Origin of the sequence: Acinetobacter wuhouensis, from assembly GCF_001696605.3 — a bacterium.
Lineage (GTDB): Bacteria > Pseudomonadota > Gammaproteobacteria > Pseudomonadales > Moraxellaceae > Acinetobacter > Acinetobacter wuhouensis.
On sequence record NZ_CP031716.1, the window covers coordinates 1,352,466 to 1,378,993 of the forward strand.

Below are 26,528 nucleotides of genomic sequence, written 5' to 3' on the forward strand. Positions count from 1 at the left end.
GATAAGCAATAAATAAATCAGAGCATATCGTGACTATAGATTAATTTTGGCATAAATTAAAATGTTAATGAGAGCATGAATGATCATTGTATTAGATGTTGCTTACACAGAAAGCTTTGCGTATGTCGCAGGTGTTGTGTTTGAAGAGTGGACAAGTCAGTGTGTAGCTCAAACGTATACACTTAAGGTACAGGAGATTGCTGGATATGAGTCAGGGCAATTTTATAAGCGTGAATTACCTTGTCTGTTGGCATTGTTGCAAGAGGTCAAAGAGCCTATAGATTTAATTGTAATAGATGGCTATGTCACCTTAGGAGAAGATCAGCATCATGGTTTAGGGCAATATTTATATGAAGCCTTGGACTGTAAAATTCCTGTGATTGGTGTAGCTAAAAATGAATTTAAAGGGACGCCGAAATATTGTGAAATTTTACGAGGGCAAAGTCGGAAGCCTTTATATGTGACTGCGATTGGGATTGATTTGGATGTCGCCAAGAATCATGTGAAAAATATGTCTGGGAAGTTTCGTATTCCTGAATTGTTGAAAGCGGTTGACCGATTAAGTAGAGCAACACCATAATAATCTAAGTTTTATTAAACTGTTGTAAATTAAAATTATTTAAGAATTTTTATTGTGAAAAAGGTTTGGGAAAAAATGGATCAAACACTGAGTGATCAAAAAAATGCAATCAATTATATTGAGTTTAATGTTAAAGATATTCAGAAATCAAAAGCTTTTTATCAACACTTAGGTTGGACTTTTATTGACTTTGGATCGGCGTATTGTGAGTTTAATTCTGGGGCTTTAAAAGGTGGTTTTGCTCAATCTGACAATGTAAAAAGTAGTGGAGGGGCACTGATCATTTTGTACAGTCATGATCTCGAAGGCAGTTTACAGCGTGTAAAAAATGCAGGAGCAAAGATTGTGCAAGAGATTTTTAGTTTTCCTGGTGGTCGCCGTTTTCATTTTCAGGATTTGGATGGATATGAGCTGGCAATTTGGTCTGAGTAAGTACATTTGAAATCATCCAATAAAAAACCACGCTAAAAGCGTGGTTTTTCAATCAGTATGATCTAATTATAAATTAGATTTTACCAACTAAGTCGATAGAAGGAGCAAGAGTCGCTTCGCCTTCTTTCCATTTAGCAGGACATACTTCACCTGGGTGAGCGTGAACGTATTGAGCTGCTTTAACTTTACGAAGAAGTTCAGAAGCATCACGGCCAATACCACCAGCATTGATTTCGATGATTTGGATTTTACCTTCTGGATCGATCACGAAAGTACCACGGTCAGCAAGACCAGCAGATTCGATTAATACTTCAAAGTTTTTAGCAAGAGTCCAAGTTGGATCGCCAACCATTACGTATTGGATTTTTTTGATTTCTTCTGAAGAATCGTGCCAAGCTTTGTGAGTGAAATGGGTGTCAGTAGAAACTGAGTAGATTTCAACGCCTAATTTTTGGAATTCAGCATAGTTGTCAGCAAGGTCGCCAAGCTCAGTTGGGCAAACAAAAGTGAAGTCAGCAGGATAGAAGAAAACTACAGACCATTTGCCTTTAAGATCAGCTTCAGTAACTTCGATGAATTGACCGTTTTGGAAAGCTTGTGCTTTAAATGGTTTAACTTCAGTATTAATCAAGCTCATCATTATCTCCATGATTGAGGTTAGTCTTTAATTTGAAAGTAGAATAGTGCATTTTTACTTATTGGGGAAATAGTATTTTTTCATGGTTAATATCGGAAAATCCGAATCAGTCAAATTTTAACACTATTTCTTCAATGAATCGTTTTGTTCATGCAGCATCATTTCCATGTCATTAAAACATTAAAAACATGATCGCTGAATGACAAAACAATCACTTTTACTGCTAAAACAACATGCAGTCAGATGGGCTTATTTTCAAGGGTAAATTTTCAAAAAAGTTATAAAAAATATTTCAAAGCTTAAATTTTATTCAGCTAAGATAGGCTTTTTTGCTACAAATGTGTCTATGGTCACAAGTCAAATTCCGAGAGTTCTAGCTGTTATTTTTCTTTTGATTGCTTCCGTATGTGTAATTGGAGGGAACGGTTCATTTTGTCTGTATGAATATGTAGGGCAAAATACAGTCGGGTCACTTGATCAGTTAAATGGCGGTATAAGCAAAGATCCAAGTATATTTGGTATGAGTGCCATGACAGCATTGATTTTCTTTATACCTTTACTGTTGTCTTATCATCGAGGTTGGTATTTGTTATTTTTTGTTGTGTTAGTTCTTCTGTAAACAATTTTCTTGAGTACCATGATTGATTCGCCTTCAGTATTGGGCTTGGTGTATGACAGCATTGTCTATTGTCAAAATTATTGGCTGTTGGCTTGGGTGATAGGAGAATCATTATTTCTTATTTTAAGTTTGGTGTTTATTTTTTATGAATTTGAACATTAAAAATATCTTTAAAATAAACCATGATAAGTAAATGATTTTCATGTTTTTCAGTCAAATTATTTTGATTTTTATCATTTTAAATTTGATGTATCTCAATTTTTCCTCATATTGGAAATAAGAATGGTGAAAGCAAAAAAATATCAATTCCTCGCTATTGCAATTCTCGTAATTGCTTCGCTGAGTACATTTGTAGCATTTATTTATGATGATGCTTTTTGTGTGACAGGTTATGGGGTAGAAGGTATTACTTATTTAAATACGATAAGTTCCGCATCTGATGAACCTGTACTATTTGTTTTTGCAGGGATCATTGGACTATTTTTTGCCATGCTTTTGAGCTTTACTAAAACTAAATTTTGGTTTTTCGCAGTAAATATGGTCATGTTGATGTGTATGGCGATTCCGATGAGTATGTTTTCTGCTGCACCTTTTTATCAAGTTATTTATGAAAGTATTTTTCTCTGTGGTCATCGTGTATTACTTAGCACTGTTCTAATCTTTTATTTGTATTGGGGTGCTGTGGCAATTTACTTGTTAAAACTCGATAAAACTTGAAAGCGAATGGATTCATCTTTTATTCAAAACGCTTACAGCGTAAAATGTTTCGTTCAAAATTTATCTTTAGGAAAATCTATCTGTGCCAAATCAGTTTAATGTCGATCAATTGGTCATGGTTCGGGATCGTCATCGTTTAAGTCGGCTGAAAAAAGGCAAAGAGGCGAATCCTGAAAAATTTCAAGAATTATTCGAAAAATCCAATCATCAGGTCAAAAAGCGTTTTGCAAGTTTACCCACCATTAAACTGAATCAAGACCTGCCTGTAACCCAATATGCAGATAAATTGATTGAAGCGATTCAAAACAATCAAATTATTATTGTGGCAGGGGAAACGGGTTCGGGTAAAACCACACAGCTTCCACAGATTGCGATGCTTGCAGGGCGTGGTTTAACAGGTATGATTGGTCATACCCAACCGCGTCGTTTAGCGGCTCGTAGCGTATCGCAACGTATTGCAGAAGAAGTGGGACAAAAGCTCGGGGAATCCATTTCCTTTAAAGTTCGTTTTAATGAGCAAGGTTCAAATGATTCAATCGTCCGTTTAATGACGGATGGTATTCTGCTTGCAGAGCTATCCAATGATCGTTATTTAAATAAATATGACACTATTATTATAGATGAAGCGCATGAACGTTCACTGAATATCGACTTCATCATGGGCTATCTCAAACAAATCGTTAAAAAGCGTCCTGATTTAAAAATTATCATTACTTCTGCAACGTTGGATGTAAATCGTTTCAGTCAATATTTTAATAATGCACCAATTTTTGAAGTGGAAGGACGTAGCTTCCCTGTAGAAGTGGTCTATCGCCCAATTTCAGAATTGACGATTGGGGGGAGTGATGATGACGATTTCGATGATTTTGAAGAGAATTTACCTCGTGCAGTGGTATCGGCAGTAGAAGAATGTTTCCATGATGCGGAAAGCAAGGGGCATCCTGAACATGCGGATATTTTGATTTTCGCAAGCACCGAACAAGAAATTCGAGAATTACAGGAAACTTTACATAAATTTGGTCCAAAGCATACTCAAGTTTTACCACTGTATGCACGTTTAGCACTTGCTGAACAGCAGAAAATCTTTAATCCATTGGGTGGTGGACGACGCATTATTATTGCCACTAACGTAGCGGAAACAGCTTTAACTGTACCGAATATTCGTTATGTGATTGATAGCGGTTTTGCACGTATTTCACGTTATAACTACCGTTCTCGTGTACAGCGTTTACCGATTGAAGCGGTATCGCAAGCAGCAGCCAATCAGCGTAAAGGACGTTGTGGTCGTATTGCACCGGGCGTGTGTATTCGTTTGTATTCTGAGGAAGATTTCCAAAGTCGTCCTGAATTTACTGAACCTGAAATTAAACGTACTAACTTGGCGTCAGTTATTCTGCAAATGCAAAGTTTAGGTTTAGGCGCTGTTGAATCTTTTGATTTTATTGAGCCACCTGATCATCGTTTGGTGAATGATGGTCGTAAGTTGCTGATTGAGTTGGGGGCGATTCGGGATGAAGCCTCAGAGAAAAGCTCCCCTCTTGCGGAGAAAAACTCCTCACCCTTTGAAAAAGGGGGAGGTTCCCCTCTTTCTAAAAGAGGGGTTAGGGGAGATTTATCACAAGGCGAACTCACCAAAATCGGTCTACAAATGGCGAAAATGCCGATTGACCCACGCCTTGCTCGTATGATTTTAGGCGGTGCGCATTTTGGTGTGTTGAATGAAGTCCTGATTATTGTCGCGGCACTTGCGGTACAAGATCCGCGTGAACGTCCTGCCGATAAACAAATGCAAGCGGATCAAAAGCATGCGTTGTTTAAAGAAGCGGATTCAGACTTTTTGTTCTATATCAAACTGTGGAATACACTGACTGAGAACCGTGAAAATTTAAGTGAAAATAAACGCCGTGCATTTGCAAAACAGCATTTCTTAAGTTGGTTACGTCTACGTGAATGGAAGAAGACCCATGAGCAATTGCTTGATTTAGCACAAGGTTTAAAGTTGTCTTTCAATGAAAAGAAAGCCAATTATGAAAATCTGCATCGTGCTTTATTGACAGGTTTATTGTCTTTTATTGCCAATAAAACCGATGAACGCAATGTATTTATGGCAGTGCGTCAGCAAAAAGCCCGAATTTTCCCTGCATCGACTTTGCATAAAACCAATACGCCGTGGGTGATGGCATTTGAAATGGTGGAAACTTCGCAAGTGTATTTGCGAACTTTGGCGAAAATTGAACCTGAATGGATTTTATTAGCTGCTCCAAATTTATTAAAACATCATTATTTTGAACCGCATTGGGCGAAAAAGCCGGGTGTGGTCAATGCTTATGATCAGATTTCATTATTCGGATTAATTATTGAGCCGAAACGTGCGACCAATTATGAAAAGGTCGATCAGCCTGCTGCACATGAAATTTTCTTACGTGATGCACTGACCACAGGCAACTTGGGAACAACGCCACCATTTTTAAAGCATAATTTGTTAAAACTTGAAGAAGTTGAACGCGTTGAGGATAAATTGCGTCGTCGTGATTTGGTGGTGGATGAAGAAACCATTTACCAATTCTATGCTTCGAAAGTGCCTGCGGAAATCGCAAGTCGTCGTAGTTTTGAAGATTGGCGTGCGACCATTGAGCCGAAAAATCCACGTTATTTGTTCGTAAATGATGATGATTTGTGGATGAATGATCGTCCGACTACACAGCAATTTCCTGACTATTTGCATAATGGTCAATTGCGTTTGGCTGCAAGTTATCGTTTTGATCCAAGTCATGATGAAGATGGTGCAACGGTTAAAATTCCTGTGCAAGCTTTGCCACAAGTGGATGAAAATATTTGGTCGTGGGGGATTCCGGGTTGGCGTTCAGATTTGATCGAAGCTTTACTCAAAGCTTTGCCAAAAGATAAGCGTCGTAATCTTGTACCGATTCCTGATACTGCTAAAAAGTTGATGAAAGCGGTTGATGCACAACATTTAAATGCGCACATTTTCGATTTCCTTGCATTTCAGTTGCGTGGCGAACAAATTTCTGCCAAAGATTTCTCTTTTGAACGCATTGAAGAATATTTGATTCCATTGATCAAAGTGATTGATGAAAAAGGTAAGTTGATTGAAAAAGGGCGTGATTTAAGCGAGTTAAAAGCCCGTTGTCGCACAGAAACGCATAGCCCTGTGAAACAATTGAAAGGCGAATTTAAAACATTCCCTGATAAGTTCGTTTTTGAAGCTTCACAAAAAGTCACAGGCGTGGTGGTTAAACAATACCAAGCACTTGTTGTCACCAAGGACTTTGCTAAGCTCGATGCCAAAGATGAATCAGGTATTGTGATTCAGACTTTTAATGATCAAAATGAAGCCATTAAACAGCATCGTGAAGGTGTGATTCGTTTGATTCACATGCAACTTGGTGATTTGATTCGTCAGTTGAAAAAGCAAATTTCCAAACCTTTGGCTTTGGCGTATTCGCCATTGGGTGATAAGGCAAAATTGGAACAGATGTTGGTCTATGCCACCTTACAAATGTCGATTACAGATTTACCGATTAATGCAGAAGAATTTGACAAATTAGTCATCGACGTCAAGCAAAAATTCCTGTCTCATGGTCAGGATGCATTGCGTCTGATTAGTGAAATTTATATTCAATGGCAAGAGATCCGCCAAAAATTACTGATGGTCGATCAAAATGTCTTTGCCAAGAATATCGATGACATGGAAGATCAATTGGATTTGATGAATTTATCTGACTTTGTCTATAGCAAATCTTCCGATGTATGGCAGGAATATCCACGTTATTTGAAAGCTTTAATCTTGCGTTTGGAGCGTTTGCCCAATAATCTGAATCGAGATGATGATGCAATTGCACAGATTGATCCGTGGATGGATAAACTGTTTAAGTTTAAAAATGATGATCGTTTGAAAGAGCTGTATTTTATGGTTGAAGAATTACGCATTTCGATCTTCTCTCAACCGATGAAAACCAAGATGCCGATTTCGCCAACCCGACTGCAAAAAGTTTGGGAAAAGCTCGGAATCAGTTAGAATAGAAACAATTTGAAATATTTGTAAATTTGGAAAAGGAGTTTTACATGGGCATCCGTATTACAGGTACAGGTCTCTATCATCCTGAAGAAGTGATTACCAATGAAGAATTGGTCGAAAGTTTAAATGCTTATGTGGAACAATTTAACAGCGTAAATGCTGAGAAAATTGAAGCGGGTGAAGTTGCAGCTCGTCGTGGTTCAAGTGCAGAATTTATTGAAAAAGCTTCAGGTGTAAAACGTCGTTATGTGATTGAAAAATCAGGTGTACTGGATATTAATCGTTTACGTCCACGCCTTGAAGAACGTACTGATGAAGAATTATCAATTCAAGCTGAATGGGGCGTGATTGCAGCAAAACAAGCGATGGAAAATGCAGGCGTAACTGCTGAAGACATCGACGTGGTGATTTTGGCATGTTCAAACCTACAACGTGCATATCCTGCGGTTGCGGTTGAAATTCAAACTGCGTTAGGCATTCAAGGTTATGCTTATGACATGAATGTGGCGTGTTCTGCTGCTACATTTGGCTTAAAGCAAGCGTATGATGCGGTAAAAACAGGCGCGCGCCGTGTATTGCTTGTAAATGTGGAAATTACGTCAGGTCATACGGACTATCGTTCACGTGATTGTCACTTTATTTTTGGTGATGTAGCGACAGCGTCAATCATTGAAGAGACAGACAGCAAATCAGGTTTTGAAATTGTAGATACGCATTTATTCACACAATTTTCAAACAATATCCGTAACAACTTCGGTTTCTTGAATGGTTCTGAATTGACTTCTCGTGATGATAAACAATTCCGCCAAGATGGTCGTAAAGTGTTTAAAGAAGTATGCCCATTGGTGGCAAAAATCATTTCGACACAGTTGGAAAAGAACAGCATTCAACCTGAAAATGTGAAGCGTTTTTGGTTACACCAAGCCAATGCCAATATGAATGAATTGATTCTTAAATTGATCGTGGGTAAAGAAGTTGCTGAAGCTGATCCTGATCTTGTGCCGATCATTTTGGATGAGTTTGCCAATACTTCTTCTGCGGGTGTGATCATTGCATTGCATCGTACTGCGGATCAGGTGAGTGATGGTGAATATGGCGTGCTGTGTTCATTTGGTGCAGGGTATTCGGTTGGTTCGATTCTTGTACAGAAGCATGTGGTTTAAATCTTATTGATATGAACTGAATTTAGTAATTTCTTTAATTTTCTAACTTTTTGCTTACTCTGCGGAGTCTTTTCAATAAAGTTTAATTGTAGGAATTAACCTTCGGTTCGACCTACTTTTCTTTCGGGAAAAGTAGGCAAAACCATTGTCATTCGCAAAACTCGTCGATTTCTGTCTAGTTGCCAATATTTCGCAAAAACTTTATATAGCTCAGTTGGTCTTGCCTCGAACAGTTGCGAATGACGATTACGCGTATCGAATTATTCTTTAAATTCATAAGAGTAAAGTCTATATAAGAATTTTTTAGAATTATTTAGAGGTTGGGCATGAGAAAAACAGAATTAAAAATTCAGCACAATTCAAAAATTATAAAAATGATCAGTGCTTTACAACGCTATTATTTCCGACCGACTTTTCTCGGTGCTGAAAATCTCAACCCTCAAAAACCTGCCATGTATGTCGGTAATCATACCATTTATGGTGTGTTGGATTCTCCGATTCTGATCGATTACCTATTCAATGAACATAAAATTGCAGTGGTGAGTTTGGCGGATCACATCCATTTTCATCTCCCGATTTGGAAAGAAGTGGTCAAGCGAGTCGGTGGTGTCGATGGCATTCAAGAATATGCCAAAGAAGCCATGCGACAAGGCTATTCCATCCTTGTTTTTCCGGGTGGTGGGCGTGAGGTAATTAAACGTAAAGGTGAAGCATATCAATTGATTTGGAAACAGCGTTTTGGCTTTCTGAAATTAGCGCAAGAATTTGGTTATGACATTGCACCCTTTGTTGCTTTGGGTGGAGATGAAGTTTTTGAGTTGGGTTTTGATGCCAATGTTTTACTCAAACAAAAATGGTTTAACAAATTATTGTCCAATAAAAAAATTGGTTCTTTTCTACGTCAGGGTGAAGTCATTCCTTCGATTCCAACGCATATTATCCCGAAAAGAATTCCGTTTTATTTTAAATTTATGCCCCGTTTAGCCATTGATCAGATTGAAACGATGGAAGAGTTGATTGCATTTAGAGATGATTTACAACAGTTAATTTACACGGAAATAGACAATTTAAAACAGGTTCGAGACAGTGATATAGAACAAAAATAATCCATATCTGGCTTAAAAATCTTTGTGAGGCATATATGTTTAGTCTTGAAAATGATGTGCATCAAATTCTCAATCAATTATAACAACGCATCCAAACAATAAAATTGACTGAGGATGTACCACAAGATTTGATTTATATGACATTTTTAAATCAATGTGCGGATACTGAAATTACACCTGATATTGTGATGTTAGGCTTTGAACGTTCATATAATGAAAATAAATATCTTGCACAACATTATCCTGAAATCGCTAAACAAGTATGGATGATCGCTGAAACAGGGCAAGGGGATACATGGTTTTTAGATAGGAATTCATTGGACGTTTTATTTTATGACCATGATCAGGGAGAATATGAAGCACCTGAACAATTTGAATCGATGAAAATTAATTTTGCTCAGTTTTTGCAATTTGCTTGGTTGTTGAGAGCGCTAGAACATCGGATGGATGAAGCGGAGTGTACAATATTAGAATTTGCTTGTTTTGAAAATGTAGTAAATCAAATCAATCCTCAACTTTTTGAAAATTATCCTTTTCACTATTTATAAAAATAAGGACTATAAAAATGTACACAGCATCCTGCCTTTGTGGGGGTATTCAACTGAAAATTAATACCGAAATTCCACAAGTATTTGTCTGTCATTGTCAGCAATGCCAAAAAGCCCAAGGTTCAGCCTTTGTCGCAATTGCACCGATTGAAACGAAGAATGTGGAAATCGTTAAAGGGCAAGAATTATGCTCAGAATATTATGCAACAACCAATAAAAAGCGAGTGTTTTGTAAAAGTTGTGGTTCACCTTTGTTTAGTGCACGTTTGGATTTACCTGATTTGATTCGTTTAAGAGTGGGGATTATCAATGAACCCTTAAAGGCTGAGATTGCATCACATGCATTTACTGACGATAAAGCTGCTTGGTTTGAAATCTTGGATGATCATGTGAAATTTAAAGAAGCAATTTGTGAATGATTTACATTGAGTTAGTTTCTGAGTTAATCCATTTAATACTCAGCATTTAAATTTTGAAAATATGTTTCTATTTTTCATCTTTTTGATCTAGTAAATTTGTTTAAATACATGTCTTCTGTATAATTCTATTGAAAATGTATCGCGGTTGTTTGAGGACATAATGACAAGAATCGTTGTTGTAGCAAAAGAGAATAAAATATTATTACAAGACACACAGTCAAGGGAAATAAGTCTAGACCAGCCCGCTATTATTCAAGTCGGCGTAACTAAGCAAGATGTCAAAAGTTTAACTAAATCTGGTAATAACCTAATCATTACTTTAAAAAATGGTGAACAGATTGTCTTAGAAAATTTCTTTACTGTGGATACGGCTAAAGCACATTCTTTAACATTTCCTGAATCAAATGGAAGTTTTGTCGTGGCGAATTTTGATGCCAATGGCAAGTTTGTGAATTATTCAGGTTTACAAAAGTTAGATGCCTTATTGTATGAAGGGGCAGATACGGTTCCTACACAACAAATTCAAGCTTATGAGTCATCAGCAACAGCGACTTCAACAGCTGAATCAGAGTCAGATTTTTCTTTTTCTAACTTACTTTCTTCAAGCGCAGTGAAAGCGGGACTAGGGATAGCAGCAGCTGTTGGTCTAGGTTTGGCTTTGATAGATGGTGATAGTAGTACAAAAACTTCAAGTGATATTACTGCACCTAAAGCGCCAACAGCTACTTTAAGTGAAGATGGTAAAACGATTAGAGGTACAGGTGAAGCAGGAACGACAATTACTGTTATTGATAAAGATAAAAAAGTGGTTGCAACGACGACTGTAGATAAAGATGGTAATTACTCAGTCGAATTGCCTGAGGCACTGTTAAATAACAATGTTTATTCAGTAGTTTCTAAAGATAAAGCAGGAAATTCATCAAGTACTAATGTAACTGGTACGAAAGATACGATTGCACCTGATGAACCTCAAGCACAGCTAAACGATCTTGGTAATGTGGTTTCAGGCAAATCTGAGCCAAATGCAACGGTTAATGTTTATGATCCTGATGGAACGTTGATTGGGACTGCGAAAGTCCGTGCAGATGGTGAGTTTATAGTCTCTCTCAAACCTGCATTAACTGCAGGGCAAATAGGCACTGTGGAAGTTGTTGATCCATCAGGCAATAAATCTCCTAAACACAATATTGAATTAGGCAAAGATACGATTGCGCCTGATCAGCCAAAGTTGGAAGTGAGTAGTGATGGTGCAAGTGTTAAAGGTACAGCTGAAAATGGCGCTAAAGTCATTATTCAGGACGCTACAGGGACGGTGATCGGTACAGGAGTTGTCGATGAAAATGGTCAATTTGTAGTAACAGTATCACCTGCACTAAGTTCTACAACTGCGGGTAAAATCGTGATCGAAGATGCTGCTGGCAATCAGTCTGAGGCTTTAGAAATAAAAGTTGGAACTGATACATTTGCCCCAGAGCAACCTGTTGCAAAAGTTAATCCTGAAGGGACGGTCATTACTGGAACAGCAGAACCCAATAGTAAAATTACAGTTAATGATAGTAATAAGAAGGTGTTAGGCACTGCGACAACCGATGCCAATGGAAATTATACGGTCACTTTGTCGACAGTTTTGACGGAAGATACGTCTGCAACTGTTTCTGCAACTGATGCTGCAGGAAATGAGTCAAAAATCATTACTGTGACTGGAACTAAAGATGTAAGTGCTGATCCACCAAAGTTCACAAAAATTGATGATGATGTTGGCGATACCAAAGGAGATATTAAAAATAATACTTCGACTGATGATAAACGCCCAGTAATTACGGGCACAGGCGAAGCGGGTGCAACTGTAATTATTTATGATAATGGAAAGGCACTAGGTAGTGTGATTGTGGATACTGATGGTAAGTGGTCATTTAGTTTTGAAAGCGACCTCAGTGTAGGAAGTCATAGTATTACAGCAGTTCAGACAGACAAATCAGGCAATACCAGTTTAGCCAGTGATGCTCGAACTTTTACTGTTGTAGAAACAGCAGTTGAAACAAATTCAGTAAATGGTGCTTCTTTAAATCATGATCTTAGTGATACTATTGCTAACAGTACAGCGATTGGTATATCTTCGTCTCCTGTAACTGAACCAAGTAGTATTGCTCAGGTACTCGGAAATGTAGACGACAATACAAATGTTGTACATTCGTCAAGTACAGTAGACGTCGATGTGAATGATTTGATCTCGGTAAACACGTTTGATTCAGTAACAAGTCCGATTGATCAGGTGATCGCCAATTCAATTCCGCAATCGGCTCAAGATCAAAGTTCGGATAATCCACGTCAGTTGACAACTACAAATAGTGATACAGTTCTTGGGCTTCCTATTATACAGTCAGATACAATAGCTGATTTATTGAACCCTCAAGTGATCACATTCTAAATATAAAATATCGTAAATGAAGCACCTTCGGGTGCTTTTTTATTGGGGCAGATTTGGTATAAAGTAAGCTGAATCAAGCAATCAATAATCAAAAAAGTTTTAGGATAAAATTCTTCATGTCAGATTTAGATGTTCTACATCAACAGCAACTCACATCATTTAAAATCTCAGTCGATGCCGGTTCGAGTCTGAACTTTGTTTTTCAGCAGAATTCTATCCCTTTGATTCGTAACATCACTCTAAGCAGTAATAGTCGCATTGCTGAAACTAAGTTAATTATTCAAGCAAATCCTGAGTTTATTCAAAGTACAGAGATTAAAATTGCTGCAATTGAAGCAGAGCAGAGCATTGCTTTGAATAATCCAAAATTACATTTTGATATTCATTATCTTTTAAACCTTTCTGAAAATATCAAAGCATCATTGTCTTTTAAATGGGTTGATTTAGAAGGAAAGATACTTGCAGAACAACAAGAAGAGATCGAGGTTTTAACTGTCGATACATGGGGCGGTGAGAAGCAACCCTTAGAGCTGTTAGCCAGTTTTTCACAACCCAATGCTGCGTCTTTACTTCCGATTTTAAAGCGTGCCAGTGAATGGTTGAATGCGAAGCAATTGGGCAGTTTAAACGGCTATCAGGATAAAAATAATGAACGAGTATTTAATCAAATTCAGGCAATTTGGCAGTCGCTGATTGAGCAAGACCTACACTATATTGTCAATCCTGCCAGCTATATCGAACATGGACAACGCATCCGTTTTGCCAAACAAATTTTAGAAGAAAAAATGGCATGTTGTTTAGACACCACCATGTTAATGAGTTCACTTCTAGAGCAAATCGGGCTAGATCCAATTGTCATGATGGTTCAAGGGCATAGTTTTATTGGAGTATGGTTGCAGGAAACACCAATTGTGGATGTTCTCATTGACGATATTCAAACCTTGCGTAAGTGTATGGAATTGGGTGCAATCACATTTATCGAAACTACATTGATCACTTCTAAAGGAAGTTTGAAACAGGCGATAGATGTTGCGAAAGAATACCTAACAAATCCTGAAGAAATTGAAAAGTTTTATGTTGCCATTGATATTCGTCAAAGCCGTTTGCGTGGTGTTCGTCCGATCTCAACGCAGATTGATGTACAAAAGAATTTAGACACTGACGAAATTGAATGGACACAAGCTTCATTGCCTGAGTATGGTTTGACTGCAACGGATGAAAATGTTGCCACACGTGTGCAACGCTGGTTGAGACGATTACTTGATTTAAGTTTACGCAATAAATTACTCAATTTTAAAGATAATCGTCTGAGTATTCCTTTGCAGTGTTCAGAAAAAACATTGTCCTCATTAGAAGATGCATTAGCTGAGAATAAAGGATTTTTCTTTCATAGTGTGGATTATATTTCGTTTAAAGATGTGACTCGAGAGAATGAAGCACAGCATGTACAAACTTATATTGATGAAAATTTATCACGTCAATTATTATTCAGTGGTTTAGACACGGACACTTTGAATAAGCGTTTGGTTGAGGTTTACCGTGCTTCACGGACAGCTTTAGAAGAAGGTGGGGCGAATACTTTATTCTTAGCCATTGGATTTTTAGAATGGAAAGAATCTGAAAAGGCGCAGAAAACTTTTAAAGCACCACTATTACTGATTCCTGTACGGATGACACGTGAGTCTGCAAAGTCAGGTTATCGACTGTGGATGTATGATGATGAACCTCGGTTTAATTCAACACTATTACAATTACTTCGACAAGATTTTGAAATTGAAATTGCAGGTTTAGATCCTTTACCGCAAGATGATTCAGGCGTGGATGTCAATGCTGTCTTGCAACTGGTACGCCGTGCTGTAATTAACATGAAAGGGTGGGAAGTCAAAGCAGAAGCGGCGATTGGTCAATTCTCATTTTCAAAATATTTAATGTGGCGTGATTTATCTTCACGTATGCAACAACTCAAAGAGCAAGCAGTGGTCAATCATTTGATAGAAACGCCACGCGAGCCATTTCAAAAGCGAGAGGCCTTTCCGCATCCGACAGAATTAGATAAAAAATATCAGCCTCAGCAATTATTTACGCCATTGTCATCAGATTCTTCACAACTTGCAGCGGTGATGTCAGCCGCTTTGGGACGTACTTTTGTGCTATCTGGGCCACCCGGAACAGGTAAGTCGCAAACCATTACCAATATGGTGGCGCAATGTTTGGCAGATGGTAAATCGGTACTGTTCGTTTCAGAGAAGATGGCAGCCTTAGATGTGGTCTATCGTCGTTTAAATCAGATAGGTTTAGGGCATTTGTGTTTACAATTACATTCAGCCAAAGCACAGAAAATTGAAGTTTTAGATCAATTACGTGAACGTGCCGAAAATAATAACAATCCTTATGCGATTGAACAAAAACAGACTTTAGAAGAATGGCAACACTTATCCCAACAGTTGGTCAATAGTCGTGATGATCTAAATCAACATGTCGCTGTTTTACATCAACAACATCCAATAGGTTGGAGTTTGTTTGATGCGATGAGTGAGGAACTGTTGCATCGTGATGTGGTGAATTTACGTTTCAATCTTGATATTCAGAAAGTTAATGAATCATCACGGTCTCAACTGAAAGAACTTGTGGCAAAAGCAACTTTGCAATACCAACAAATTTCGCCTACAGCAATCGAGACATTGAGCGGTTTTGCGGATGGTGCAAGCTCGAATATTTGGAATTTGGCTTGGCAAGATCAATATTTGCAAGTTCAGCAAAATTTCGCTGACATTGTCAAAAAGCTCCAAATGACAGCCCAAGCTTGGCAAGATATTTGCCAGTTTTCGCAAGCTGAAAATTTACAACAAGCTCAGGCAGATTTAGCAATTTATCAGCAGCTTAAACAATTCACGCAACAGCATGATTTAAAGTTATTAAAAATTCTAGATACCATTGATATTCGTCAAATTTCAGATGCTAAAACTATTTGTGAGGAGATTTCAAAGAATCGTACGCGATTGATTTTTAAATATGATCCAACCATTTTCCAAGCAGATTTAAAGCAAATCGAGTTTAAATGGCGAGAGGCTTCAGCCAAGTTCTGGCCGTGGTCTTGGTTTGGAAAATTTCAGCTGAGAAACTTAATCCGAAGTTATCAAACTGAAAAACAAAAGCCGTCATCTACAGTGGTGGACAATGATTTACCGATTTTGATTTACTTACAGAATCATCAACAGCAATTTGCTACAATTGAAAATAGCCTAAGCAAAAGCTTGGAGCAATATTGGCAAGGGGATAAAACTGATTGGGTTCAGTTTGAAAATATTGAAAAAGCGTGGTCACAGCTAAAAAATCAATTGGCGACACGTATTCCAGATATTCAAATTCTCCGTCAAGCTGTGGATTTTGCCAATCAGCATGAACTTATTGAGCTAAATCAACAAATTCAATCGCTTGATGAAATCTATTCACAATTCTTACCCGATCTACATATACAAACTGAAAGTTTAAAAGCATATTCACAAATTGCTTTTAATTCGTTACTTGTACGTCAAACGCAATTACAAACAGTGACAGGTGAATGGCGTCATTGGTTGAATTGGCAAGCTTTAAAAACTGATCTGAAACAACAAGGTTTAGCAAGTTTTGCTGATCATTTACAAGTAGTTGATAAGTTTACACAACAAGATGCGGTTCAATTGTTAGATGTGAATCTTGCACGACAATTTATTATTCAACAATTTAGTTTACATCCTGAGTTAAATCAGTTTAATGGTGAGTTACAACAACAGAAAATCCAAAAATTCTCTGAACAAGATCAAGCACATCAGAAGTTTGCCAGCGAAGAAATTACCCGTCGTTGGCATAAGATTTTTGAAAATCCAGACGAATTCAAGAAACAGTGGGCTTTACTCAATAAAGAATTAGGCAAAAAGCGTCGCCACATCCCTGTACGTGAGTTAATTAAACAAATTCCAGATGTGATTACAGGCTTAAAACCGTGTATGTTGATGAGTCCGTTATCCGTTGCGCAATATCTCGATCCAGATTCAACCTTTGATGTGGTAATTTTTGACGAAGCCTCACAGATTCCAGTGTGGGATGCAATCGGTGCATTGGCACGTGGACAGCAGTCGATCGTGGTTGGAGACAATAAGCAAATGCCACCGACCAGTTTCTTTGGCAAAGGTGATACCGAAGAAGTCGATGAAGAGGTGACGGAAGATTTAGAAAGCATTTTGGATGAATGTTTGGCAGCTCAATTGCCTGAGTTGGTGCTGAATTGGCACTATCGCAGCCGTTATGAAAGCTTGATTCAGTTCAGTAACCAAAAATATTATAAAGGTGAATTACTCACATTCCCTGCACCTGTTGCCAAAGATACCGCGATTCAATTGCATGCTGTACAAGGCATCTATGATAAAGGTGATACACGTACCAATAAGGCAGAAGCGCAAGCCATTGTCGAATTTATTATTCAACATTTACAACAACAGTTAAATGCTGAATATAAGCAAACAGTTGGTGTGGTAACGTTCAATATTACCCAACAAAAACTCATTGAAGATTTGTTAGATAATGAATTGGCAAATCATCCTGAATTAGAAGCACTCAGTCGAGAAGGCTTTGAGCCTTTGTTTGTTAAGAACTTAGAAAATGTGCAAGGGGATGAGCGAGATATTATTATTTTCTCAATCACTTATGCGCCAGACCAAAACGGTAAATTGTTAATGAATTTTGGTGCGTTGAATCGCCAAGGTGGACAGCGCCGTCTAAATGTTGCGATTACCCGTGCACGACAAGGTTTACATGTCTTTTCAACGTTGACACCTGAGCAGATTGATTTATCGCGTACCAGTAGTGAAGGTGTTCGTGACTTGAAAGATTTCCTAAGTTTTGCCAAGACAGGTCAAATGCCATATTACGCCCAGAGCACTGAAAAAGTAAAATCTAAAGACGAGTTTATGCTGTATTTAAAACAACAACTTGAGAAACACGGTTGGACGGTTGATTTGGCTGTAGGCAGTGGTGATAGTCGTATCGATCTAGCGATTCAACATCCTGAAATTTCTGGTCAATATCTCACTGGAATATTGGTCGATGGTGATGACTACGCCAAAGCGGCAACTGCCCGAGACCGTGATCAGTTACGTCCAACAGTTTTAAAAGGGCTGGGTTGGAAAATTATTCAGCTTTGGACAGTGGAATGGTGGCTTGATCCAAATGGGAATTTAGAAAAGTTAAATCAGCAACTAGAAACTCTGAAGCAGTTGCAGAACGTGTCTTAATCTATTTTCGTGGAGAATCCCTCAAATGAGGGATTTTTTAGTTTTAAATGTTAGTTTTATTAATGTATCTATTTAATTTTTATAAATAAAAAACCTTAAAATACCCAATTCTAGGTATTTTTTTTGGCAATGAATTTTGCTTAAATCTTAGATGCTTTAGTGGCGACAAAAATATATGTCATGGGGGTAAAGGATTTTCCCTATGACATATATGATTTCTTTTGTACTCTGTACATTTTAATTTTTGACTTGTGATTATATTCATAAGTTTGGGGGTAGGTGTGAGCAAGCAAGACAATAAAACATTTCATTTTATCGCTGGGCTACCACGTTCAGGTACGACATTACTTTCTGCAATTTTATCTCAAAACCCAAAGTTCCATGCGGGCATGTCAAGTCCAGTTGCAATCTTGTCGAGCAATTTGATAGATAGCCTTTCGGTCGGAACTGAGTTTGATGGTGTTGTGAGCCGTGAAACTCGCCGTGACTTAGTTAAAGGATTATTTACCAATTATTATAAAAACAACCCACAATCGGTGGTTTTCGATACCAATCGCATGTGGTGCGCCCGTATGCAATTGGTTAAAGATGTTTTTCCTAAAGCAAAAGTGATTGCTTGCGTGCGTGATGTTGCATGGGTGATGGATAGTCTAGAAAGGCTATATCGGGCGAATCCTTATGAAAATACAAAACTTTTTGCTCATGCAGAAAAAGGAACGGTATATACCCGAACAGAAGCCTTGTTGAGTGGCAATCGTTTGCTTGGATATTCACTGTCAGCGGTTAAGGATGCTTTTTACGGAGAGCATGCAAGTTCTGTATTGTTAGTTGATTATGATTTATTGGTCGCTGAACCTGAAAAAGTGATGCGTTTGATTTACTCATTTATCGGTGAAGAGTGGTTCGAGCATGACTTTACTCGATTAAGTTATTCTGCGGAAGTATTTGACCGTGTTCATGGAATACCTGGCATGCATACAGTAAAAGCTAAGATTGAGCTGAATCAGCGTAAAAGTATTCTGCCACCAGATTTGTTTGAACGTTGCCATAAATTATCTTTTTGGCAGCAGTTAAAATCGAAGCCATAAAATCAAAGACGTAGTGTGCTGAATCAATCATCAAGCAAATCATGAGCCAAATGACGATGCAAAAATTAAAAAAAGGGAAAACGATTTGGCTCATGGGGCTAAGTGGTGCGGGGAAAAGTACGATTGCGCAGTGCTTGATTGAAAAATTACGTGCAACACAACAGATTTGTTTTGGCTTAGATGGAGATCAATTACGCGCAGGTTTAAACCGAAATCTAGGTTTTTCTGAGCAAGATCGTAGTGAGAACTTAAGACGAGCTGCTGAACTTTGCAAGTTACTCAATCATGATGGTATCACTGTAGTTGCTGCTTTTATTACACCATTGGAAAAAGATAGAACCCTGTTAAAAAGTATCATTGGCGCTGAGGATTTTTTTGAAATTCATATTGCGACACCGCTCGAAGTGTGTGAGCAACGTGATGTCAAAGGTTTATATCAAAAAGCGCGCTTAGGTTTAATTGAAAATTTCACAGGGATTACGGCAAGTTATGAAGTACCTCAGTCGCCTTTTTTGACGATAAATACAGTAGGTCTAGATGTAGATCAGTGTGCAATTCAAATCTTAAATAAAATATTCATTTGAAATTTTAACTACTGTGTAGTTTGCCTAATTTCTTAATTAAACATGTTTAATAAGTATTTAATTTATAAGTAAAATAAGTATAAAAATACCTAATTCCAGGTATATCCCCCCCCTATGTATCTTTGATCAAATAGGAAAGAATTTTTTAATATTTTATGGGGTTTTTATGAACAAAATTTATAAGGTTATTTGGAACGCACAACTAGGATGTTGGCAAGCCGTTTCAGAGTTAGCAAAAAATCATACCGCTTCGCAAAGCTCAGATGCTTCAAAGTCTACTGATAGCAGTTTGGCGCAAAAAGTTTCACGTTTGATTTTGTTTGGTATGGCGTTGTTACCATTATCCATTCATGCGGCAATTTCAAATGTTGAACTACCAACAGGCGCACACATCAACTCAGGTTCTGCAAGTTTTAGCCAAAATAATAATACTTTAAATATTAATCAAAATACTCAAAACCTGAGTGCCAACTGGAATACATTTAATATTGGTAAAGATGCTACAGTTAACTTTAATCAACCGAATCAATCATCTACCGCAATTAACCGTGTGTTAGACAGCAATGCCTCTCAGATCATGGGGCGTTTAAATGCCAATGGTCAGGTGTTTTTACTGAATCCGAATGGCGTTGTGTTCTCAAAAACAGCACAGGTCAATGTGGGGGGGATTGTTGCATCTACACTCAACTTAAATGATGCAGACATACAAAATGGTAAATACACTTTAAAAGGCGATGCCAATAGCAATGCCAGTGTAGAAAACCACGGTTTAATTCAAACTTTAAAAGGTGGCACAGTTGCCTTAATTGCTCCCAATGTAAAAAATACAGGGACAATTAAAACTCCAGATGGCATAACACATCTCACTTCAGCAAGTCAGGTGACCTTAGCATTACAAAATGGTTCTTTGACACAGTATCAAGTCGAACAAGGGGTATTGCAAGGTTTAGTGGAAAATGGTGGAGCAATTATTGCTGACAATGGCGCAGTGTATTTAACTGCAAAAGCTAAAGACAGCTTAAGTAAAGCTGTAGTTAACCATACTGGTGTGATTGAAGCCAATCGTTTAACGCAAAACGCCAAAGGTGAAATTATCCTTCTTGGGGACATGCAAGTTGGGACAACTACAGTCAGTGGAATATTAAAAGCAGAAGGTAAAAACGGTGCAGATGGTGGTTTTATTGAAACATCAGCTGCAAACGTTAAAATCCAAAAAGGCACTCAAGTTTCAACACGTTCTGATGGTGGTAAAACAGGTAAATGGTTAATTGATCCGACAGATTTTACGATTAGCTCAGGAACAGTAGATCAAACAAATAGTGGCATAGGTGCTGAAACCCTACAAAGTAATTTAGCGGCAACAGATATTGAATTACAAACGGTGAGGGAGGGTGAAGAGTCAGGCGATATTCATGTTAATGCTGATGTAACTTGGAATGCGGCGACGACTTTAACACTGACAGCACATAATAATATTAATATCAATAAAAATATCACTGCACAAAATGGTGGTTTAACTTTAAATGCTGCCAATAATATCACCGCTACAGGTAATGTAAATGTTGATACATTTACTTTAGCTCAAGGTAATTGGTTGCAAAATGCACCTACATTATTACCAAGTTTTTATGCCAAAGATTTTCGTTTAAATGGCGGTACTTTCATTCGAGCCTTAGGTGGTGATGGTTCTGTTGCAACACCGTGGAGGTTGACCGATATTTATGGTGTGCAAGGTGTTGGAACCAAATTAAATGACAATTTCGAACTGGCAAATGACATAGATGCAAGTGGTACAGTCAGCTGGAATGGAACGTCGGGTTTTAAACCAATTGGTGATTTTAAGTATAATAGCGATACAGAGATTTTTGAGGATAATAGCTTTACAGGTATTTTTGAAGGTAAAAATCATACTATTTCAAATTTAAACATCAATGCAGAAGAGCAACAAGGATATGTTGGTTTGTTTGGTCTTATTTCGGGGAAAGAAGATCTAAAAGCTGAAATTAATAATCTCAATCTCACAAATGTTGCGATTTCAGGAAGTGCTGGAAGTATCTTTGGTGGGCTAGTTGGTGGAAATTTTGGTGGTTCAATCAGTAATTCAACAGTATCAGGGACGATTTCAGGAAGTAGTTATTCAGTAGTTGGTGGACTGGTTGGTCAGAATAACTCAGGTTCGATCAGTAATTCAACAGTATCAGGGACGATTTTAGGAAGTGGTTATGCAGTTGGTGGCTTAGTTGGTCAGAATGACTCAGGTTCGATCAGTAATTCAACAGTATCAGGAACGATTTCAGGAAGTAGTTATGCAGTAGTTGGTGGACTGGTTGGTCATAATTACTTAGGTTCGATCAGTAATTCAAAAGTATCAGGAGCGATTTTAGGAAGTGGTTATGCAGTTGGTGGTCTGGTTGGTATAAATGTTGATAGTTCGATCAGTAATTCAACAGTATCAGGAACGATTTCAGGAGGTGATACTTTCGTAGGTGGTCTAGTTGGTATAAATGATGGTGGTTCGATCAGTAATTCAACGGCGAATACTAATATAGATTTAACCTTTGAAAATAATGAATATTTTGGTAATTCAGACCATAATGTGGGTGGTTTAGTTGGATATAGTAGTGATGGACAAATAATTTCATCACATGCAACGGGAGATATTACTTTAGTCAATAATGCTACGCAGACAAGAATAAATGTTGGCGGTTTAGTTGGGCAGTTCGAAGTTCGTCGTTCAGATGGAGCAATAGATTCAGAGAGTCCAGTTCTAGGTATTTCAGATAGTACAGCTTCTGGTGCAATTACAGTAACTTCAAATGTAAATAGTTCAGAAGAAAATTATTCTCGTCTTAACTTTAATATTGGTGGATTAGTTGGCGTGAATGATAGTGGGGCAATTAGTAGCTCTACAGCGACTGGAAATGTTTCTTTAAACTCAATAGTTAATGGTGAAAATGGCGATGACAGCAATATCAGCTTTAATCGTGATAATAACCTTGGTGGATTAGTTGGTTTGAATGAAGGTGGGGCAATTAGTGGCTCGACAGCGATTGGAAATGTTTCCTTAACCTCAACTGTTAATTCATCTGGTTCAGTTGATGATGGGTATAATAATAGTTCAGGTCATATCAATGTTTACAGTTATAACAATATTGGTGGTTTGATTGGTTCGAATTACCTTGGGAATGTTGTTGATTCTACAGCGACTGGAAATGTTTCTTTAACCTCAACTGTTAATTCATCTGGTTTAGTTGATGGTGGATATAATAATTCAAGTCGTATCGATGTTGACAGTTATAACTACATTGGTGGTTTGATTGGTTCGAATTACCTTGGGAATGTTGTTGATTCTACAGCGACTGGAAATGTTTCTTTAACTTCATCTATTAATTCATCTAGTTCAGTTGATGGTGGATATTTTAGTTCAAGTAGTATCGGTGTTGACAGTTATAACTACATTGGTGGTTTGATTGGTTCGAATTACCTTGGGAATGTTGTTGATTCTACAGCGACTGGAAATGTTTCTTTAACTTCATCTATTAATTCATCTAGTTCAGTTGATGGTGGATATTTTAGTTCAAGTAGTATCGGTGTTGACAGTTATAACTACATTGGTGGTTTGATTGGTGAAAATTACGATAGTGAAATTACCAATTCTCAAGCGAGTGGCTTAATAACTATATCCGACAACGGAGAAAACTTCGAAGGAAACATCGGTGGTTTAATCGGCTTGAATGAATATGGAGCAATTAGTAATTCTACAGCGAGTGGTTCAATTACTGTAACGAGCAATGGAATTGACTTTGAAGGAAACATTGGTGGTTTGATCGGCTTGAATGACTATGGAGCAATTAGTAATTCTACAGCGAGTGGTCATATAAAGTTAAATGCAAATAGCGAGACTACTGATCTTGGATTAGGTGTTGAAGCCAAACTCGGTGGATTGGTTGGTAATAACTACGGGGCTGATATACAAAATAGCCATGCAACAGGAAATGTTGATGCCAATATCACTTTGGATAGTAAAATTTTAGCAGAGCGTTATACAGACCCAGAAATTATATTAAAAGTTGGAGGGCTTGTTGGTTCTAATGATTATGGAAATATTAGCAATAGTGATGCGCTTGGGCATATAACTGCGAAAGCAATTAGCAAAGAGTCAAACGCTGGATATGATGGAGAACGCAATCCATATGTGGAAGCTGAAATATATGCGGGTGGATTAGTTGGAGAAAACTCAGGGAACATTACTCAAAGTTATGCTCTAGGTGATGTGAAGACTTCATTAACGGCTGAAATTATTAAAAAAACAGTTAATGAGGCATTTAATTCAGACAGTCATGTGTATGCACAGTCATATACTGGAGGATTGGTTGGTGAAAATTCTGGCAACATCCAAGAAAGTTATGCCTTTGGTGATGTTTCAGCGTCTGTGAAAAGTTCAGTCATAGACGGTGCTACAGGAGCAGACATCAGTTCAAGCTTTGAAGGTGGGGTACTTGCACAAGCGTATGCTGGTGGTTTAGTAGGTGTAAATATCGGGAATAACTACTCAAATGATACTCGAAATATGGATTTACCTGTTGGAACTGGACCAAGTATTCTTGATAGCTATGCCGCAGGTTCAGTCACAGCGACATCGAGTGGAGAAGCATTTGCGGGTGGTTTAGTCGGTTCTAATGGACAAGGATTTGGCGGATATAGTTCTATTGGTGGCGACATTCAAAACACTTATGCGACAGGTTTAGTCACAGCAACAGGTGCAAGTGCTGAACAAACGTATGCAGGTGGATTGCTTGGTGCAAATCATATTGTTGTTAACTACTCACACAACAATGAAAATCCAGATTCACCACTTTTAAATGCTTCAAGTGGCACTGTTTCAAATAGTTTTTGGAATACCGAAACCTCAGGTCAAACCCAAGGGGTTGGTGGATTTATTGCCGCAAATCAAGAGCAATTCGGTGATCTTTCTGCGGAAGCGTTAGCTCAAATTGATGCATTAAAACAAGTCCCAGAAAGCTTAAAAGGCATCACGACTGCGCAAATGAAACAGTCTTCGACTTTCAAAGAGGCGGGTTGGGATATTTCCAATAAAGGGGATGAGGACACTGTTTGGAGAATTTACGAAGGCTATACAGGACCGTTACTCAGAAACTTCCTAACTAAAGTAGATACCTCAAATAGTACCAGCAATATTACTTATGATGGTAAAACACATAATTTGACACTCAATAGTACTGAAGACTTAGATTCAAGCAAATTATTGGTCGGAAGTGGTACAGGTAGTGCTCGAAATGCTGGTAGCTATACAGCCCAGTTCTATTCACATCAACAAGGTTATGATTTATTGGGTGATACTGCCAATCTAACGATAGATAAAGCCAAGATTAATAATGTTACTGGTATTATTGCCAATGACCGTACTTATGATACGACCACCAATGCAAGCTTAAATACAGGTTCAGCAAAGTTCAATGGTCTAATCGAAGGTGATTCACTGACTGTTGACTCAGCAAATGGTCAGTTCGCAGACAAAAATGCGGGTGAAGGTAAAACCGTAAATATCAATGGAATTACCTTAGCTGGCGCAGATGCAGCAAACTATGAGCTTGTTGATAATACAGCAACTGCAAAAGCCAATATCGGTAAAGCCAAGATTGATCATGTGACTGGTATCACAGCCAATGACCGTATATATGATGCGACCACCAATGCAAGTTTAAATACAGGTTCTGCATCGTTCAATGGTTTATTAAATGGTGATTCATTGACTGTAGGCTTAGCAAAAGGACAGTTTGCAGACAAAAACGCAGGTACAGGTAAAACCGTAAATATCAATGGTATTACCTTATCTGGCGCAGATGCAGCAAACTATGAACTGGTTGATAACACAGCAACTGCAAAAGCCAATATTGGTAAAGCTAAGATTGATAATATTACTGGTATCACAGCCAATGACCGTACTTATGATACGACAACCAATGCAAGCTTAAATACGGGTTCAGCAACATTCAATGGTTTATTGAATGGTGACTCGTTGACTGTGGGTTCTGCGCAAGGTCAGTTTGCAGACAAAAATGCAGGTACAGGTAAAACCGTAAATATCAATGGAATTACCTTAGCTGGCGCAGATGCAGCAAACTATGAACTTGTTAATAACACAGCAACTGCAAAAGCCAATATTAGCAAAGCTAAGATTGATAATATTACTGGTATCACAGCCAATGACCGTACTTATGATACGACAACCAATGCAAGCTTAAATACAGGTTCAGCAACATTCAATGGTTTATTGAATGGTGACTCGTTGACTGTGGGTTCTGCGCAAGGTCAGTTTGCAGACAAAAACGCAGGTACAGGTAAAACCGTAAATATCAATGGTATTACCTTATCTGGCGCAGATGCAGCAAACTATGAACTTGTTAATAACACAGCAACTGCAAAAGCCAATATTGGTAAAGCTAAGATTGATAATATTACTGGTATCACTGCCAATGACCGTGTTTATGATGGAACAACCAATGTCAGCTTGAATACAGGCTCTGCAACATTCAATGGTTTATTGAATGGTGACTCATTGACTGTAGGTTCTGCGCAAGGTCAGTTTGCGGACAAGAATGCAGGCACAGGTAAAACCGTGACTATCAAAGGGATTACACTTTCTGGTGATGATGCAGCAAACTATGAACTTGTTGATAGCACAGCGACAACAACAGCAACGATCAAACCGATGGTAAATCCAGTAATATTCCAACCTAGCGCAGCATATTTACAAGCTATTCAAGCATTAGAAAGAGATAAAGATCAATTTGAACCACAAGGTGAAATCAAAATCGAAGTGATTGATGGTGGTGTAAATTTGGTTGGTTTAAATAAAATTTCTGGGGAGCATTAA

General features: G+C 38.0%; 14 protein-coding genes. 13 read left to right on the plus strand and 1 reads right to left on the minus strand.

What is annotated here, in order from left to right; translation table 11 throughout:
* Positions 1 to 79 precede the first annotated feature (79 nt).
* Together BEN71_RS07130 and BEN71_RS07135 are read left to right on the plus strand one after the other, a co-directional pair.
* Positions 80 to 580, plus strand: coding sequence for an endonuclease V (locus BEN71_RS07130; RefSeq protein ID WP_068972744.1), 501 nt, complete (start codon positions 80 to 82; stop codon positions 578 to 580).
* 75 nt (positions 581 to 655) lie between these two features.
* A complete protein-coding gene (locus tag BEN71_RS07135; RefSeq protein ID WP_068972745.1) occupies positions 656 to 1,012 on the plus strand; it encodes a VOC family protein in 357 nt (118 codons plus the stop codon).
* A 73-nt stretch (positions 1,013 to 1,085) separates the two neighbouring features.
* Here the strand turns inward: BEN71_RS07135 and ahpC are convergent, their stop codons facing one another.
* Entirely contained in the window at positions 1,086 to 1,649 is a 564-nt protein-coding gene (gene ahpC / locus BEN71_RS07140) for an alkyl hydroperoxide reductase subunit C (RefSeq protein ID WP_068972746.1), read from the minus strand.
* Positions 1,650 to 2,550: 901 nt separating this feature from the next.
* Between ahpC and BEN71_RS07150 the strand changes: the two genes are divergently transcribed.
* The 11 genes from BEN71_RS07150 (at position 2,551) to BEN71_RS07200 (ending at position 26,528) form a co-directional block, all read left to right on the plus strand.
* A complete protein-coding gene (locus BEN71_RS07150) occupies positions 2,551 to 2,985 on the plus strand; it encodes a hypothetical protein (protein ID WP_068972748.1) in 435 nt (144 codons plus the stop codon).
* A 115-nt stretch (positions 2,986 to 3,100) separates the two neighbouring features.
* Positions 3,101 to 7,024: a DUF3418 domain-containing protein gene (locus BEN71_RS07155; RefSeq protein ID WP_406565275.1), complete on the plus strand. Its 3,924-nt coding sequence runs from the start codon at positions 3,101 to 3,103 to the stop codon at positions 7,022 to 7,024.
* Positions 7,025 to 7,071: 47 nt separating this feature from the next.
* The gene (locus BEN71_RS07160) at positions 7,072 to 8,187 is read left to right on the plus strand and encodes a beta-ketoacyl-ACP synthase III (protein ID WP_068972750.1); all 1,116 of its coding nucleotides are present in this window, start codon (positions 7,072 to 7,074) and stop codon (positions 8,185 to 8,187) included.
* 326 nt (positions 8,188 to 8,513) lie between these two features.
* Entirely contained in the window at positions 8,514 to 9,293 is a 780-nt protein-coding gene (locus tag BEN71_RS07165) for a lysophospholipid acyltransferase family protein (RefSeq protein ID WP_068972751.1), read from the plus strand.
* A gap of 137 nt (positions 9,294 to 9,430) precedes the next feature.
* On the plus strand, positions 9,431 to 9,841 hold the full coding sequence (locus BEN71_RS07170; protein ID WP_227542663.1) for a hypothetical protein: 411 nt from the start codon (positions 9,431 to 9,433) through the stop codon (positions 9,839 to 9,841).
* A 17-nt stretch (positions 9,842 to 9,858) separates the two neighbouring features.
* Positions 9,859 to 10,260: a GFA family protein gene (locus BEN71_RS07175; protein ID WP_068972752.1), complete on the plus strand. Its 402-nt coding sequence runs from the start codon at positions 9,859 to 9,861 to the stop codon at positions 10,258 to 10,260.
* A 160-nt stretch (positions 10,261 to 10,420) separates the two neighbouring features.
* Positions 10,421 to 12,688, plus strand: a complete 2,268-nt coding sequence (gene blp2, locus BEN71_RS07180; RefSeq protein ID WP_068972753.1) for an Ig-like repeat protein Blp2 — start codon at positions 10,421 to 10,423, stop codon at positions 12,686 to 12,688.
* A 116-nt stretch (positions 12,689 to 12,804) separates the two neighbouring features.
* Complete coding sequence (locus BEN71_RS07185; RefSeq protein WP_068972754.1) at positions 12,805 to 17,958, plus strand: DUF4011 domain-containing protein; 5,154 nt, start codon at positions 12,805 to 12,807, stop codon at positions 17,956 to 17,958.
* A 281-nt stretch (positions 17,959 to 18,239) separates the two neighbouring features.
* On the plus strand, positions 18,240 to 19,046 hold the full coding sequence (locus BEN71_RS07190; RefSeq protein WP_068972755.1) for a sulfotransferase family protein: 807 nt from the start codon (positions 18,240 to 18,242) through the stop codon (positions 19,044 to 19,046).
* Positions 19,047 to 19,102: 56 nt separating this feature from the next.
* Positions 19,103 to 19,630: an adenylyl-sulfate kinase gene (gene cysC, locus BEN71_RS07195; RefSeq protein ID WP_227542664.1), complete on the plus strand. Its 528-nt coding sequence runs from the start codon at positions 19,103 to 19,105 to the stop codon at positions 19,628 to 19,630.
* Between the two features lie 166 nt (positions 19,631 to 19,796).
* Complete coding sequence (locus BEN71_RS07200) at positions 19,797 to 26,528, plus strand: YDG domain-containing protein (protein ID WP_117276779.1); 6,732 nt, start codon at positions 19,797 to 19,799, stop codon at positions 26,526 to 26,528.

Coding starts and splice junctions, on each gene's coding strand:
- BEN71_RS07175 (WP_068972752.1), top strand. CDS start 9,859: ATGTACACAGCATCCTGCCTTTGTGGGGGTATTCAACTGAAAATTAAT.
- BEN71_RS07160 (WP_068972750.1), top strand. CDS start 7,072: ATGGGCATCCGTATTACAGGTACAGGTCTCTATCATCCTGAAGAAGTG.
- BEN71_RS07150 (WP_068972748.1), top strand. CDS start 2,551: ATGGTGAAAGCAAAAAAATATCAATTCCTCGCTATTGCAATTCTCGTA.
- BEN71_RS07165 (WP_068972751.1), top strand. CDS start 8,514: ATGAGAAAAACAGAATTAAAAATTCAGCACAATTCAAAAATTATAAAA.
- ahpC (WP_068972746.1), bottom strand. CDS start 1,649: ATGAGCTTGATTAATACTGAAGTTAAACCATTTAAAGCACAAGCTTTC.
- BEN71_RS07170 (WP_227542663.1), top strand. CDS start 9,431: ATGACATTTTTAAATCAATGTGCGGATACTGAAATTACACCTGATATT.
- cysC (WP_227542664.1), top strand. CDS start 19,103: ATGCAAAAATTAAAAAAAGGGAAAACGATTTGGCTCATGGGGCTAAGT.
- blp2 (WP_068972753.1), top strand. CDS start 10,421: ATGACAAGAATCGTTGTTGTAGCAAAAGAGAATAAAATATTATTACAA.
- BEN71_RS07200 (WP_117276779.1), top strand. CDS start 19,797: ATGAACAAAATTTATAAGGTTATTTGGAACGCACAACTAGGATGTTGG.
- BEN71_RS07155 (WP_406565275.1), top strand. CDS start 3,101: ATGGTTCGGGATCGTCATCGTTTAAGTCGGCTGAAAAAAGGCAAAGAG.
- BEN71_RS07185 (WP_068972754.1), top strand. CDS start 12,805: ATGTCAGATTTAGATGTTCTACATCAACAGCAACTCACATCATTTAAA.
- BEN71_RS07135 (WP_068972745.1), top strand. CDS start 656: ATGGATCAAACACTGAGTGATCAAAAAAATGCAATCAATTATATTGAG.
- BEN71_RS07130 (WP_068972744.1), top strand. CDS start 80: ATGATCATTGTATTAGATGTTGCTTACACAGAAAGCTTTGCGTATGTC.